Origin of the sequence: Oceanicoccus sp. KOV_DT_Chl, assembly GCF_900120175.1 — a bacterium.
GTDB lineage: Bacteria > Pseudomonadota > Gammaproteobacteria > Pseudomonadales > Dasaniaceae > Oceanicoccus.
This window is the reverse complement of record NZ_FQLF01000001.1, coordinates 407,244-422,250: the sequence shown is the minus strand read 5'-3', so window position 1 is coordinate 422,250 and position 15,007 is coordinate 407,244. Positions and strand designations below refer to the sequence as shown.

Sequence of the window (15,007 nt, the reverse complement as noted above, 5' to 3'; positions counted from 1 at the left end):
GTAACACAGTCTTTTTAACAACACATAAAATAAATAATATTGCATAGCCCATCAGGCTAAAGGATACCGCTATGACAGACACCGCAACCTCAGTCGTCGAAGCAGCACGCAGCCGGGCTGCCGAAGGCATGGAAATAGCTGCGGTCGCAGCGCTGGATCCCAACCGCTCCGCCATCATTTCCGAGCATGGCAATCGCAGTTTCAAGCAGCTTAACGATCGCATCAATCGCATTGCTCACCTGTTACTGGACCGCGGTTATCAACGCGGAGATGGCATTGCTATTCTATCGGGTAACCGCCCCGAATTTATTGAAGTGCGTTTCGCTGCCCACCGTATTGGCGCGCGCCTGACTACGGTTAACTGGCATTTATCCGCCGAGGAGATTGCCTACATTGTCGATGATTGCGATGCTGTCGCCCTTTTTGCCGATGTCCGCACCAGCGAAGCAGCAGAGAAAGCCATCAAACAAGCCACAAAATTAAAGGTAAGCCTCGGCTTTGGTGGCAAGATCAATGGCTTTGAGGACTATGAAACTGAACTGGCAAAATACCCCAGCGATGATATAGAACAGGCCTCTCTGGGTAGCGTTATGCAATACACTTCCGGCACTACCGGTCGCCCAAAGGCGTGTTGCGCAAACAACCCGACCCGGCCAAAGCGGCGGAGCTACAGGCTTTACTCACAGCAGTCTTTCAATTCGATCCTGATAGCGGCACAGATAAATCGTTAGTAACCGGACCACTCTATCATTCCGGCCCTTTTAACCTCTGCATGACAACGCCGATGACTGCGGGGATCGGGGTTGTCATTATGGATAAATGGGAACCGGAAAAAACCCTGCAACTCATTAGCCAGCACGGTATCACTCACAGTTTTTTTGTGCCCACCATGTTTATGCGGATGCTGGATTTACCGGCAACTTGCCGCGAGCAATACGATCTTTCAACACTGAAATTTATCATTCACGGCGCGGCGCCCTGCTCAGTAAAAACCAAACAACAAATGCTTGATTGGTTTGGCCCTATTATTTGGGAAATGTTTGCCGGTACCGAAGGTTCCGGCACGATTGTTAGCCCGCAAGAGTGGTTAGCCAAACCCGGTACGGTGGGTAAGCCTGGCCCAACACAACTTAAAATCTGTGATGAGCAAGGCAATAACGTTGCCGCCGGTACCGAAGGTCAAATCTGGATTATCAACCCTGCCGCTAGCAGTTTTGAATATTACAAAGCCCCGGAAAAAACTACGAACGCGCAACGCGACGGCTATTTTACCGCAGGAGATATTGGTTATATCGATGAGGATGGCTATTTGTTTATTACCGGCCGCAGTGCCGAAACCATTATTTCCGGCGGTGTGAATCTCTACCCGCAGGAAATTGATGATGTGTTATTGACCCACCCCAACATTGCCGATGTTGCCTGCGTCGGTGTGCCGCATCCCGATTTGCGCGAACAGGTAAAAGCCGTCGTGCAACTGGTTGATGGTATTAAAGCCAGTGCTGCGCTGGCCGAGGAATTAATTGAATTTGTAAAACCGCATCTAGCCAAACAAAAATGGCCGCGCAGCGTAGACTTTGTTGCCAGCATCCCCCGCAGTGAAGCAGGAAAAATTTATCGACGGCAGTTGCGAGATCAATACTGGCAAGATCAGGATACAAAAATTTAATCTCTTACGACTCACCGCTAGAATCACCGTTATAGGCCAACTATGAACATTGACTTTACCCCTGAGCAGTATCGTTTGCAGCAGGAAGTGCGTGAATACATGAAAAGTATTATGACACCTGCCATGCGCGCCGAAATGAAAAACCCGGAATATTTTGAAGGCGGCGGCCCAGAATTTAGAAAGCAGTTTGCCCGCATGGGAGCGGATGGATGGATTAGTTTGTCATGGCCAAAAGAATTAGGCGGTCGTGAAGTCACTGCAATGGAGCAATATATTTTTACCGAAGAAGTAATGGCATCAGGCTTCCCCTACCCTTTTCTTACCACCGAAGCGATTGGCCCGGTTCTCGCTGAATATGCTGAAACTGAAGTACGAGAGGAGGCAGTCAAAGGCATTCTCAATGGTGAAAAAGTCGTGGCGATTGGTTATTCCGAACCCGGTGCGGGTACCGATCTGGCCAGCCTGACCACCAAAGCTGAACGCGACGGTGACGACTGGATTATTAACGGGCAAAAAATGTGGACTAGCCTGGCGAATTTTTCTGACTACGTTTGGCTTGCCGCCCGCACTGACCCTGACCCCAGCAAAAAACACAAAGGCTTGACCATGTTTTTGGTGCCAACGACTACGCCCGGGTTTTCCGCCACCCCGGTGTGGACTTTGGGCGTACGCACCAATGCCACTTATTTTCAAGACTTGCGGCTGTCCGACAAGTGGCGTGTGGGTGAAATCAACAAAGGCTGGAAACTGATTACCGGACAACTTAATCGCGAGCGTTTGTCACTGGTCAATCATGGCCCAGTGTTTAATTTATTTCAGGAAGTGGCCGAGTGGGCAGCCCACACAGTGCAGAAGATGGTGAGCCGTTGATCAGCAAACCCTGGGTGCAACGCAACCTGGCCATCGTCAAAGTGCGACTGGAAGCACTGCGTATGATCTGCCTTAAACAAGCCTGGGCGATGTGTGAAGGCACGTTGGGAATGGCGGAGGCATCAGCCGCCAAAGTCTACGGTACTGAATTTTTTGTCGAAGCCTATCGCTTATTACTGGAGGTGATGGGACAAGCTGGCATTATTCGCGAAGACTCAACTGGCGCTATTTTGCAGGGCAAAATTGAGCACCGTTATCGCGTCGGTTCAATCCTGACCTTTGGTGGCGGTTGCAACGAAGTGCAGCGGGATATTATCGCCGCCGCTGGTTTATGGATGCCATTGGCAAAACGATAGGAGCAATCGTTATGAATTTTTCTTACAGTGAAGAACAACTCGACGTCATCAAACTGGCGCAACAGATTCTCGGTGACCAGACCAGCAACGAGCAATTAAAACTTATCGATCAGCAAGCCGATCGTTTCGATAACAAACTTTGGTCTGATCTGGCAGAAGCAGGCCTGCTAGGCGTTGCTATCGACACGGCCTACGGCGGTATGGGCTTTGGATTTGAAACCCTGTGTTTACTGATAGAAGAAGTCGGTCGCACTGTCGCGCCAGTGCCAGTCATTCCCGTGCTGGTTTCCAGTGCCGCCAGCCTGCAACGTTTTGCTGATACAACCGTTAACCAACACTGGTTACCATTGATCGCTAACGGTACCGCTATGCTGACATCAGCCTTAATCGAAGCGGGTAATGAAAATAGTCTGGCCCCGACTACCACCGCAGCCGATGCCAATGGACAATGGTTGCTGACTGGCAGCAAACACTGCGTCCCTTTTGCTGAGCAAGCCCAAGGGATTTTACTGTCGGCACGCACCGAACAGGGCTTGGGTGTTTTTCTTTTAGAGCGTAATCCGAACACCTCGACACTGCAACGCCAGCACGTTACCGCCGGTGAACCGCAGTATCAACTGCAACTCGATCAAGCTCCGGCCACGCTTATCGCACAAGGCCAACAGGCTGAAACCATGATGCAGTGGATGGTGGAAGCGACTACCGCCGCTTACGCCATGATGGCGGTTGGCGTCTGTGATCGCATGCTGCGTATGACGGCTAGTTACACGTCGGAACGTCAACAGTTTGGTGTGCAAATCGCGACCTTTCAGGCCGTCGGCCACCGCGCTGCAGATTGTTTTATCGATGTAGAATGTTTGCGGCTGGTGACACAACAAGCAGTGTCATTAATCAATCAGGACCTCAAAGCAACCGAGGCAGTGATAGTGGCAAAAATCTGGACCGGCGATGTCTGCCATCGCGTCAGTCAGGCAGCGCAACATTTGCACGGTGGTATTGGTGTTGATCGTGATTACCCGCTGTGGCGATACTGCCTGTGGGCGCGACAAATTGAACTAAGCTGTGGCACCAGTGCGGCCTTGTTAGATAAATTGGGACAACGTATCGCCCGGCAATTTTTACCGCCTGCGGCTTGATCAGGTAAGCGGGAAAAGCATCTAACGACTGTACTTAGCCGAAACGAAAAAAACCACTATTGCGGTATTGCCACCTGCACACCACCCACAGCGCTGAGCATAGTCAACTCACCCGGCAATAACCTATCAACGATAAACTTAAGCGGACTGAGCGCTGAGGTGGTTGCCGCACCTAAACTACTCACGATAGTGCCATCTGCCAACACCGCAGTAATACCTGATGAGTCATCAGGTAAACTTACTATATCGGCCATCGCTTTACCTGTAGCTTTGTCAATTGCTGCCACGGTGGAGTCAACCGGCACTGCGAATCTGCGACCAAACAATGAGACTTCATAGCCATAAATTACTGGCACCAAAATCGCATCGGCCGTGATTGTTGGATTACCATTACCAACCGCTACCGGCTCACCTAACAACCAGGATGAAGGCAACCGTTTTGCCAACACGCTAAAATCACTTTGCCATAAGATAGCTCCAGCTGGACTAACTGCCACTACCGCCGGTGCATAGGCTTGTAACGCATAGACAGTGCCATCACTGCCAACGCCGGCCGCACCCGCAGTAGCTTTGGTTTGTACCTTCCAGTCAATGCTTCCGGCTTCAGTATTAATGCCATACAACCAACCTTCTTCATCGCTGACATAAGCCTGATGTTCCGCAGGTGATAGTGCCGGGCTGGAACCACTGCCCAGACCAATTTCAGTAATAAAAGCTTCGGTAATTGTCAAGCTCTGTTCGCCTGCAACCAAATCCAAACCGTACAAAGCACCCATGCCCTTGCGGCTGCCACTTCCCACCACAAACAAACGGCCACTCGCGGCAACAGCCGGCGTATTGGCGGAGCGCATATTGCCACCAAAAATTAATTGCCAGGCCCACTCCCTAAAGTTCGGGTCCATCATGCCATTGCCGAATAAACTGTCCGGCAAAGGTTGAATAGTAGAGTACGGTGGAATTAAACCGGGCAGACGATACGGCTGATTCAGAATGTCACCGGTTTGCCGGTCCACAATAATCACATCACCAAAATTGGTCACGCCGAGAATATCTCCCTCGGCAGTAAAGGCTGCGGTTGTTAATGCATTGACCGGATGATCACCTGCTGCTCGCCAATCCTCCGCTTGCACTGCAGGCAATTCAATCACCCATTTCACTACCCCATCAGGCTTAAAAGCAAATAACTGATTACAATCGCTGATATAAATATCGCCGACGGTATCGATAATTGGGCTCGATAAAAACGCACAGGGATCAACACTGTCATTAGCGTTTTGCCAGGGGCTGGACTGCCACAGTAAATCTCCGTTAATCGAGTAGGCATGCAAATTACTGTTATTCGCTCCCAGCGCTGTGGTGGCATAAATAGTCTGGCCATCAGGACTGGTAGTTGGAACGGTCAGCACCGTCGCACCGGACAAGCGATGCCAGCGTTGATAATTGCGATTTAACACCCTGACATCCACCGCCCGACGATTGCCCGCGTCCTGGTGCAATGTTGGCCAACCACCGGGAGAATAAATTCCATCCGCCTGAGCTGAAAACATCCAGCTTAATCCAGCGACGATTAAACTCCTGGGGATAAAACCACTAACTTGCAACATAACCCACCCTCAATTATTTGCTCTACGTCGGCCCACGATAAAAAACCGCGACAGAACGCCAAACTAGTGTTGAAAAAACTATAGACAAGAAAAGTTAACCTAGAGGAACAATAACAAATTACCAAAGGTGGATTTATTAATTATAGTTAAAGCACTCTAAGTTAAACATAGGCAATGGATTCAATCCAAGGATAATATTTATAGGAAAAACTGACTTACTATTGGAGTGGAAAATAATCTGCAAAGCATTTAGCTCTGCCTCTGGTCATTAGTCAAATTTCACTCATTGGAATATCTAAGGTAACAGGAGCTTGCTAAAAGCATATGTAAAAAGCGCTTGTGTAATACTATGGTTGTTTTATGATCAGGAACTTTAATTGTTTCTCTGGAGTCCAATAAAATGAAAAAAACTCTTATCTCGATTTATGGAATTTTCTCTTACTTGATCGGTTTGACTGGGCTTACTGCTTTTATGCTTTATATGGGTAGCTGGAGCTTTCTGCCTTTACACATCAATTCTGGTGTGGCCGATAGTAGTACAGCGCTGGCAGTGATTATCAACGGTCTCATTCTCATTTTATTCGGCGTGCATCACAGTATCGCCGCGCGCCCCTCTTTTAAGGAAAGACTAAGCAAACTTATCCCTGCCGAGGCGGAACGCAGTACCTACGTTTTGATATCAGGCCTCTTTATGTTCGCTTTCTGCCTTTACTGGCAACCTTTATCAGGCACGGTATGGAATATAGATAATGCGATTATCATTTTAGTACTGAAGGCCATCCATATCCTTGGCTGGCTGATACTGGTGGCTGCTACCTTTGAGATAGACCACTTCCACCTAATGGGGCTCAAACAAAGTTTAATCATGAGGACTACCGAGGGAATATATTTGAAAGAAAAATTCCTCTACAGCGTCGTTCGACACCCCATCCAAACCGGAGTTTTGATCGGAATATGGTCTACCGCTTATATGAGCATGACCCAATTCATGCTCTCCGTTAGTCTGACCCTGTATATTTTTATTGGGCTACACTTCGAAGAAAAATCACTCGAAGCTCACTTTGGCGATACTTATCTGGATTACAAAAAAAGGGTTCCTGGCGTAATTCCGTTCTGGCCTAGAAAGTAATGAGAAATATAAAAATACGAACTGCAACAAAAACCTGGCCCTGTAGAACAGGCACCGTGAATCTCATTCAGTTTTATAGGCAAAGGGGTCGCTTGAAAGCTGGCGTTGCAGTTACTCCAGAATTAGTCGTTGCGTCAACTGGGTTCCCGCCTGTGCGCACTGTTGTCCGGGGTAAAATGTCGTTTGTAGCGCTTGAGCCTATAAATACCAGGCTAACTCTATGAAATGCAAAGTTGAAACTTGATTTCCAGGTCGTCATCCTACGCGCAGACGTCGGATCCAGAGTTACGGAGTGCATACAGTCGACATTTGTAAAACACTCTTTTTTTGCAATGTATAAAAGAGTTCGAGCAATTTTGATCATTAATCGCAACTGGATACCCGCCCCCCGATTCAATCTTTCGAGGGCAGGCTTTTCGCGGGTAAGACTAATATAAATTATCGCGAACAGTAGTGCGCCTGTGTGGGAGTGACAGCAATTAAGCTGCTACCAAGGTAATCCATCAAACAGTATTAAGTGTGATAACAACTGTTTCACCGATACTTTCATACCTGTAACAGGCCCTATAACTTATTCGACCTGCTCAATAACAATCGTTTTAAATTTCTCATCAACCACAGTATAAATACCGCGCAACTTTAAGGTAAAGCTATCACCTGCAGCTAATGCCATACCCATAAAATCATCGACATTTACTTTGGCGGTAAACCGATCGCTAATCATCACCTCTACTTGATCACCTTTAATAGTAATTTTTTCAGGTGTCATCTGGTCATTGAATATCGATATCAGATATCGGTAGGTATCCAGAATAGAGTCAACACCAACCTGAGTGCCCTGAGAAGAAGACAACTCTACATCATCGTGATAAAACTGACTTAATGCTACTGGATCTTCACTATTGTAGGTCTGGTAATAGGCTTCAACAAATTCAGTATTCATGATTCTTTTCTGCTTTATTTTTATTACTGATTATTAAAAATAATAGCCAGGCACTGTTAACTATTATTTAAAAGCACTACTTAAATGCTGCCAGGCCGCAGGCAAAGCGGTAGACCAATCGGGTTTTGCTGGAGGCATATTAAATTCAGCCGGTGGCTGCCAGGCCATGGATTTTAGTGTTTCGCCGATATGGGTCATGTTTAAATAATCATGACTGTAACAAAACAAACCATCACCCGCGTAATAGAGAATAGATAAACCCGGTACAATCCACTCACTGCCATCGGTTTTTTTACCTAAAACCTGATCCCATTGACTAACAACACGGTGGCCGTCGACCATAATCCAGCGCTCCGGCGATGACCAACCATAGCCCGTCAAACCCGCCATCGAATCGTTAAAGAATTGTCGGATCACTTCCCTGCTTTCCTGTCTTCCCCAGGCCGGGTCAATATAAACCGCATCCGCGGTAAAAAAATCTGCCAGTTCGCTCCAGCTTTTATTGCCCGAATCAATCTGGTCGCGCACCGCAACAAAACGATGATAAGTCTCTCTTGCCTGTTGTTCTATCTCGTGTTTACTGGTCATGGTCATTACCTTTTATAGTTAAATTACAGGTGGTGTACTCACGGCAATAAATTCAGCCGGTAATCAAGTAGATTTAAAATGCTCAAATTGATACCCACGAAGTCAAACTGACCACGCAAGAGCGTTACCTATATCGCGCCACTCACAACTCAAAAGCACCGCGCATCACCAACCACTTATCAAAACCGCTAAACCGGGCCGCAATGTCAAAACAATAACATACCTGTACTTATCAAAAGCTTTTATCGCTTGAGTATATGCAGACAACACAAAAATTATTTCATCTTCGGAAGTCGAATTAATAATATTCCTCAATTGTGAGGTTATATTTTTTCAGCAGTATTTTTTCTTTTTCTCCTTGCAAAGACACTCGCCCTTCATTCCAGATTTTTATCAACTCCTGTCTTTTTGTTGCAGGGATTCTTTTCGAGAAAATTGGCATTTCAACTAACTTGTTGCCCAGGCCTGGGCGGACAATTTCAAGCTCATTATTCAAGCTCAAGCGATTTAGAACATACTGAAGAACAAGTTTATTATCGGCATATAAGTCGACTCTATCTCCTTTAATCATGCGAAAAATCCGCTCAACCACATCATCGTTACCGGCGACAACCTCTACGAAACCTGAATTATCTGGATCGTCAATATAGTTCTGGTAATCAGCACTCGCTGAACTGTAATCCCAGCCGCGTCCAGTTGCGATACGCTTTCCTTTTATCGACTGGATACCACTATACCGCCATGGATCATTTCGTCTAATAACAAAAGCTGTTGAATATGCAAACGTTGACTCGGCGGCATACACAAAACCCTGCTCTGCGTTTTTTGAAAATAAATACTCAGGCAACATGTCACAAAGGCCCTCTGCCACCATTTCCAGCCCTCGTGCCAGGGGCACTTCATAATACTTCAGTGTGTAGCCCATTGGGATGTATATCTGCTCAAGCATATCGATGACAACACCCCGGGAAGATGAGGCTTCTGTTGGAAACATTGTCATGGGTGCCCACTGGTCATAGCAAACCTTTAATGTCTTGGTCTCACTAATATCCGCCATAGTGTTATTTGCCAATAACAATAACAGCAAGACCGCGCCAATTCTGCTTATACTTTTTGACTTGATATTATTCAACACGATCGCGGCCCTTCTCTTTCGCCCCATAAAGCTTTAAATCGGCGCGTTTAAAAAGCTCATCAATTGAATAGTCCTTGGACTCGGCCGATTCAACACCGAGGCTCACCGTATAATTAACAGTAACGTCCTCAATCTCTACTACTGAGCAGCCAATTGACTTTCTAATTTTATCGGCAAGCTGGAGAGCGTCTTTAATACCTGTTCCGGGGAGAAAGATAGCAAATTCTTCGCCACCCACCCTGCCAACAAGGTCGGACTTCCTTAATAAGCGTTGAATGGATTGAGTAAAATGGACAAGAACGTTGTCACCGACAAAATGACCATGAGTGTCGTTAATTAATTTAAAGTGATCTAAATCCATTAATATGAATGATGCTTGCGATTTCTGCCGTTGGCAAAGGTCAAGCAGATGTTGCGCCGTTTCAAAGAAACCACCCCGGTTTAATACCCCTGTCAGCGAGTCCCTTGCCGCTAACTCTTTGAGCTTCTCATTGGATATTCTCAATGCTTCGGTACGCTTCTCGACGGCATCCTCCAACCAGCTTCTTTTAGCGTGCTCAGTTTCCAATAATCGTTCACGATCACTCGCCATAGCGGAGAGCATGTTATTCATATGCTCCTGAAGCTGACTAATTTCGTTATCTTCAATATTCGGTAGATTAATCCGCTTGCTTATATCATGACTCAATTGAACATCATTGACTTGCGACATCAATTCTTTCAAGGGGCCTGCCATATAACGATCAAAGGCCCAAATAAACAACCAAAACAACAGTGATAATTTTATGATTGCGGTAATCGCAATTAACGAAAAGCCAAACAAGACTCGATCTAAAACTACTTCCGATGATGAGTAAAGTACCAGAGTTCCAAGGAATACTTCCTCTCCGTTAAGCGTCCAATACAGGTCTGTTTTTTTCTCGAAAATGGATAGCGGAGTAGATGACGGATCATAGGATCTTTTAGAAATCATACTTTTGGCATATTTATCGAAAACATCAACGCCCTCGATAATAGGCATTTTCACCAGCCCATCAATAAGCGTATCCAACTGAGTATCATTGTATTGCCACAAACTAGTCGCAATAGAGGCGCGCACTGTTTCTTCCAGCTGACTTAATTCATATGATATTGAATTTTGTGTTTTTAAATATTCAGTCAAAAACTGCATACCAGTGATTAAGCAGGTTACGCCTAAATAGATAGAAAAAATAACCCGTAGCATTTTTTGAGAAAGGTTATTTGTACCAAGACAACGTAAAAACATTTAGACCAACACTTACCGGTTAGATTTCTAATGCAGTTTAGTTTAATCCCGTGTTTAATGGAATAAATTATGTTGAACCTTAAAAACGCTTTAAAAATCATGGACTGCTAGCCAAACTTGGAGGTTGTAGCTGTAGATATGCAGACTCTAAGCTCCCTGACATTACGCCTACAATTCAGGGGTCAACTATATGTGGCGTATATACCGCAATAAATTCCGCTGGTATTCGAGTAGGCTTATTACTAGCTAAGCTGATGCATACAAAATCCCACTGCCCACGAAAGATAGTCACTCCTGTTGCTCTGTTCACCATTTGAAAGCGCCGCTGCATCTTCAGCCGCTTATCAAAACCCGTTAACCAGGTGGCAATGGCGATATTTTCGCCGGCAAAGCTTGCCGCTAAATACTGATAGTTTGCCTGTTGAATGGCCATGGCGCGCTGTAAGCGCTGATAGTCCTGTGCATTTAAACCCAGTTGATCGGAATGCTGCCAGGCAATTTGCTCACACCAACGAGTATAAACACCGTTATTTGTATGTCCCAGCTCATCAATATCATCCGGCGCTACGGTAACATCCAACAGAAAGGGTTGCCGATAGTCCCATTCCCAATCGCTCATGTTATTTAAATACCCGCTGCATCACCGTTTCTAACTGTTTGGCTGAGGGACGTTTTTTATAGTCTTCTCCTACATAAAACCATTGCACCACACCGGCCTTGTCTATTAAAACGACTGCTGGATGTGGCAGGTCTTCATCTTTCCGTACACCATAGAGATCTGTCACGGCTAAATCAGGGTCAGACAAAAATAAATAAGGCTGATCAAAACGCTTCGCCAGATTTTGCGAGTTCTCTGCATCATCAGGGCTCAGGGCCAACAGTTGTACATTAAAGTCTGCCAACTTGGGGAACAAACTTTGTATATCGTCTAAATGCCCAATACAAAAAGGGCACCAGTAACCACGATAAAATAGCAGCATGACATTTTTCTTACCACGATAATCTGCCAGGCTAATCTTATTACCGTCCGCGCCCGGTATAGTGAAAGTCGGCGCTGGTTTACCCACGGCGAAGTTAATACCAGCAATATCGCTATAGCCGTTATCGCTATCGATAGCCTTGGTTGAAACTGCTGTATTTTCACAACCAGCCATAAACCCTGCTACCATTAATAACCATAGCCTTAATGACAACACTCCAAATAACCTAATCATCCACTAACTCCTTTAGCTACACCTCGATTTAACCAGCATTAAGCCGGTGCCAATACCGCCCGGCTACCAACTTCGTTATGCACTTTCATTTCGCGATACACTATCAGCCAGCGATCATAGACCCACTGCAAGGTATCGGTATACTCAGCCCATACTTCATAATATTGACCCCGCTGTTCAGCCAGACCTTCATGGACTGCGCGCACATAACAACTGCTGCCTGCCTGTAAACCGTTAACCGCAATAGTAAAATTACCCAGCAAATGCTGTGTTGGACCGCATCCACCTAACATACTTTGTATCATGTTAATGACAGCGTCGCGACCCGCCACTTTAAATTCACCACCATAGTTGACTTCAATATGCTCAGCAAAGACTGTCTCTAACAAGCTCCAATCCCGGCGATCACACGCGTGAGCATAACGTATCAGCAAGGCCTCTATTGCTTGCTGTTGTATTAATTGCTGAAAAATATTATCAGCCATCATACCTCCCAAACATAATCTCTAGTAACAGTATCGATTGAATTGCAGTATTTTCACATGCAGTAATTAACAGCGATAATGTTATTAGGTAGTTGATAAAAAATCCGCCGTAAACATTTTTATCATGGATTTCAACCTGGTAACTTTGCGCTGGCTTTTTGGGACTGCATGATAGAGCTAGCTATCTTAGCAATGATGCCTGCACAATTAACTGCGTAAAATAGCATCAACTGTATACGAGTTTTGAAGTGTTGTGCTTTCTCACAGTTTCTATCTGAAACCATTTGATCTTAGCCCGCTCACTGCCATTATTCTTATTCCCTAGCCATTTAATTTTTGAATGAATGCATATTACCTTGTATCAGGATTTATTCAATCAATACACACGTGGCAGGATATTAATATTTTCTGCCGAAAAAAGTTTTTTTCGATCGGACCGTACACTAATAACCCTCAATTTATTGAATAATGACATACAGTTAAAAACACACTATTTTAATAACAACAGGCGTTAGGAAACTCTTATGGCACTACACCGTGGCGTTAAAATTTTATTGACCATCTTAGCTGCACTGTTAATTGTGCTGATAGCCTTATTCTTGTGGTTGAAATATCAGGTGGCACTGGCGGATAAGGATCCTGAACAATTTGACCGTTATATTTCTGCACCGGCATTAACTCCGGATTTTGTTGACGGTCGCCGTCAACCCTGCCGGGATAACAACCCCTTCGTCAGGCATATTTTGGCGCGTTGCATATCCATACGTCACTGTCAGGTGATGCCGCAGCTTGGGGCAATGTCGTTAAGCCTACGGATGTTTATGCTTTTGCCAAAGGAGAGCAGCTGGCCATGCGCTTGCGTGAAGACGAGGGAATGGAAGTACCGGTCATTACACTGGATCGGCCACTGGATTTTGCCGCAGTGACCGACCACGCAGAGTACTTGGGCGAAACCGATTTATGCTTAAGGCCCGGTAGCAGTGCTTACGACACGGTCATGTGTCAATTATTCCGCGGAGATATCAAACTACCGGTTGGCGAGGCCATGCAACCAATGGCGCGGCTGGCATCGTTTGCTTTATTTAAAGATCGCTCGGCCAGGATTTGTGGTGACGGTGGTATGGATTGTGTACGCTCAGCGACCAATATCTGGCTACAGCATCAACAAGCGGCTGAAGACGCCTACGATAAATCAGCAGACTGCGCCTTCACAAGTTTTGTCGGTTATGAATACAGTTTGGCGGAAGAAGGTACCAACCTACATCGCAATGTCATTTTCGCCAATGCAGCGGTACCGCCTACACCACTTAGCGCCAAAGAAGCAAAAAAACCGGAAGAACTGTGGCGCTGGTTACGCCAAACCTGCGTTGATTCTGCAACTGACTGTGATGTGCTAACTATTGCTCATAATAGTAACTGGAGTAGTGGCCGTATGTTTTATCCCTATTCTTTAAGCAAGCGCCCTAAGCAAGAGCAACAACAATTAGCACAGTTACGCAGCAGCATGGAACCACTGGTCGAAATTATGCAGGTCAAAGGCGACTCCGAATGCCGCAATGGCTTGTCGCGGATATTTGGTGGGCCGGATGAGCTGTGTAATTTTGAAAAACTACGCTTGCCCACTGAGCCAGCGGAAGATTGCAACGATAGTTACGGCCGTGACGGAATGAAATTAGGCGGGTGTATTTCGCGCTGGAGTTTTGCCCGCTATGGATTAATTGAAGGCTTGAGAGAGCAACAAGTGCTCGGCATCAACTCGATGAAATTTGGTTTTATTGCCGGAGGTGATAACCATACCGGTGCGGCTGGCGCTGTGGTTGAGGATCAGTACCCAGGATCAACGGGTTTAGATAGAACGGCACGGGCCGCTTGCGAGACCCGATTAGTATTCCCGGCGTAGCCAAAGCCGATGCTACTCGCTTTAATCCCGGTGGTATTGCCGGCGTATGGGCAGAAGAAAATAGCCGTGAGTCGTTATTTGCCGCATTAAAACGTAAGGAAACCTTTGGCACGAGTGGGCCGCGTATTCTTCCTCGCTTTTTTGCCGGCTGGAATTACGATGACAATCTTTGTAATAGTACCACCATGATTGAACAAGCCTACGCACATGGCGTGCCGATGGGTGGTGATCTTAGCGCCATACCTGACAGCAATGCCAAGCCGACGTTTTTGGTTAATGCCTTAATGGATAATAAAGCTGGTGCAACACCACTACAAAAAATACAAATTATTAAAGGCTGGACCGATAGCGACGGTAATATGCAGCAACGAGTTATCGACGTGGTGGGCGACAACCTACCCTCCTCCAGTGTCGATGTTGACAGTTGCCAGCGTAGTGAAGGCGGCCATAGCAGTTTATGCACAGTGTGGACGGACAAAGATTTTGACCCATCACAATCGGTCATGTATTACGCCAGAGTAGTGGAAAATCCCAGTTGCCGCTGGACTACGTATGACTGTAACTCACTACCAGAGGATTCTAAGCCCGCTGTGTGCGCAAGTACCACCCTAGACAAAACTATTCAGGAGCGAGCCTGGACCTCCCCTATTTGGTATACCCCAGAGTAAAAAAAACTGGCAGGCAAACTATGTGCCGGCCAGTTTGACTTGCCGT

General features: G+C 46.2%; 14 protein-coding genes and 2 pseudogenes. 8 read left to right on the top strand and 8 right to left on the bottom strand.

Going from position 1 to position 15,007, the window contains the following annotated elements; genetic code table 11:
- Window positions 1-71: 71 nt before the first annotated feature.
- From UNITIG_RS25395 to UNITIG_RS01905, 5 genes and pseudogenes are all read left to right on the top strand, one after another.
- Window positions 72-1,144, top strand: a pseudogene (locus tag UNITIG_RS25395) (AMP-binding protein); the annotation flags it as partial.
- Between the two features lie 210 nt (window positions 1,145-1,354).
- A complete protein-coding gene (locus UNITIG_RS25390) occupies window positions 1,355-1,666 on the top strand; it encodes a hypothetical protein (protein WP_369809136.1) in 312 nt (103 codons plus the stop codon).
- Window positions 1,667-1,708: 42 nt separating this feature from the next.
- Window positions 1,709-2,536, top strand: a complete 828-nt coding sequence (locus tag UNITIG_RS01910) for an acyl-CoA dehydrogenase family protein (RefSeq protein WP_235015206.1) — start codon at window positions 1,709-1,711, stop codon at window positions 2,534-2,536.
- Window positions 2,497-2,892, top strand: coding sequence for an acyl-CoA dehydrogenase family protein (locus UNITIG_RS23890; RefSeq protein WP_235015205.1), 396 nt, complete (start codon window positions 2,497-2,499; stop codon window positions 2,890-2,892). Before UNITIG_RS01910 ends, UNITIG_RS23890 begins: the two co-directional genes overlap by 40 nt.
- A gap of 11 nt (window positions 2,893-2,903) precedes the next feature.
- Window positions 2,904-4,028, top strand: a complete 1,125-nt coding sequence (locus tag UNITIG_RS01905) for an acyl-CoA dehydrogenase family protein (protein WP_159931041.1) — start codon at window positions 2,904-2,906, stop codon at window positions 4,026-4,028.
- Between the two features lie 56 nt (window positions 4,029-4,084).
- Here UNITIG_RS01905 and UNITIG_RS01900 read toward each other — a convergent pair whose 3' ends face one another.
- The gene (locus UNITIG_RS01900; protein WP_101756850.1) at window positions 4,085-5,632 is read right to left on the bottom strand and encodes a PQQ-binding-like beta-propeller repeat protein; all 1,548 of its coding nucleotides are present in this window, start codon (window positions 5,630-5,632) and stop codon (window positions 4,085-4,087) included.
- Window positions 5,633-6,032: 400 nt separating this feature from the next.
- Here UNITIG_RS01900 and UNITIG_RS01895 point away from each other — a divergent pair, with 400 nt between their 5' ends.
- Window positions 6,033-6,761 carry an isoprenylcysteine carboxylmethyltransferase family protein gene (locus tag UNITIG_RS01895; RefSeq protein WP_101756849.1) on the top strand — a complete coding sequence of 243 codons (729 nt, stop codon included), beginning with the start codon at window positions 6,033-6,035 and terminating at the stop codon, window positions 6,759-6,761.
- A 571-nt stretch (window positions 6,762-7,332) separates the two neighbouring features.
- On the opposite strand, the gene UNITIG_RS01890 is transcribed toward UNITIG_RS01895, so the two are convergent.
- From UNITIG_RS01890 to UNITIG_RS01860, 7 genes are all read right to left on the bottom strand, one after another.
- Window positions 7,333-7,704: a nuclear transport factor 2 family protein gene (locus UNITIG_RS01890; RefSeq protein ID WP_101756848.1), complete on the bottom strand. Its 372-nt coding sequence runs from the start codon at window positions 7,702-7,704 to the stop codon at window positions 7,333-7,335.
- A 63-nt stretch (window positions 7,705-7,767) separates the two neighbouring features.
- Window positions 7,768-8,292 (bottom strand): nuclear transport factor 2 family protein, encoded by a 525-nt coding sequence (locus tag UNITIG_RS01885; RefSeq protein WP_159931039.1) that lies wholly within the window; start codon window positions 8,290-8,292, stop codon window positions 7,768-7,770.
- A 298-nt stretch (window positions 8,293-8,590) separates the two neighbouring features.
- On the bottom strand, window positions 8,591-9,427 hold the full coding sequence (locus tag UNITIG_RS01880; protein ID WP_235015204.1) for an ABC transporter substrate-binding protein: 837 nt from the start codon (window positions 9,425-9,427) through the stop codon (window positions 8,591-8,593).
- Complete coding sequence (locus UNITIG_RS01875) at window positions 9,417-10,694, bottom strand: GGDEF domain-containing protein (RefSeq protein WP_235015203.1); 1,278 nt, start codon at window positions 10,692-10,694, stop codon at window positions 9,417-9,419. Before UNITIG_RS01875 ends, UNITIG_RS01880 begins: the two co-directional genes overlap by 11 nt.
- 175 nt (window positions 10,695-10,869) lie before the next feature.
- Window positions 10,870-11,313, bottom strand: coding sequence for a thioesterase family protein (locus UNITIG_RS01870; protein ID WP_101756844.1), 444 nt, complete (start codon window positions 11,311-11,313; stop codon window positions 10,870-10,872).
- A gap of 1 nt (window position 11,314) precedes the next feature.
- Window positions 11,315-11,908 carry a peroxiredoxin gene (locus tag UNITIG_RS01865; protein ID WP_101756843.1) on the bottom strand — a complete coding sequence of 198 codons (594 nt, stop codon included), beginning with the start codon at window positions 11,906-11,908 and terminating at the stop codon, window positions 11,315-11,317.
- Window positions 11,909-11,946: 38 nt separating this feature from the next.
- On the bottom strand, window positions 11,947-12,393 hold the full coding sequence (locus tag UNITIG_RS01860; RefSeq protein WP_159931037.1) for a nuclear transport factor 2 family protein: 447 nt from the start codon (window positions 12,391-12,393) through the stop codon (window positions 11,947-11,949).
- A gap of 736 nt (window positions 12,394-13,129) precedes the next feature.
- On the opposite strand from UNITIG_RS01860, the pseudogene UNITIG_RS24845 reads away from it, so the two are divergent.
- Window positions 13,130-14,293: pseudogene (locus tag UNITIG_RS24845) on the top strand (DUF3604 domain-containing protein); the annotation flags it as partial.
- Window positions 14,263-14,961 (top strand): DUF3604 domain-containing protein, encoded by a 699-nt coding sequence (locus UNITIG_RS24840; protein WP_101756840.1) that lies wholly within the window; start codon window positions 14,263-14,265, stop codon window positions 14,959-14,961. The pseudogene UNITIG_RS24845 and the gene UNITIG_RS24840, both read left to right, overlap by 31 nt.
- Window positions 14,962-15,007: the final 46 nt, after the last annotated feature.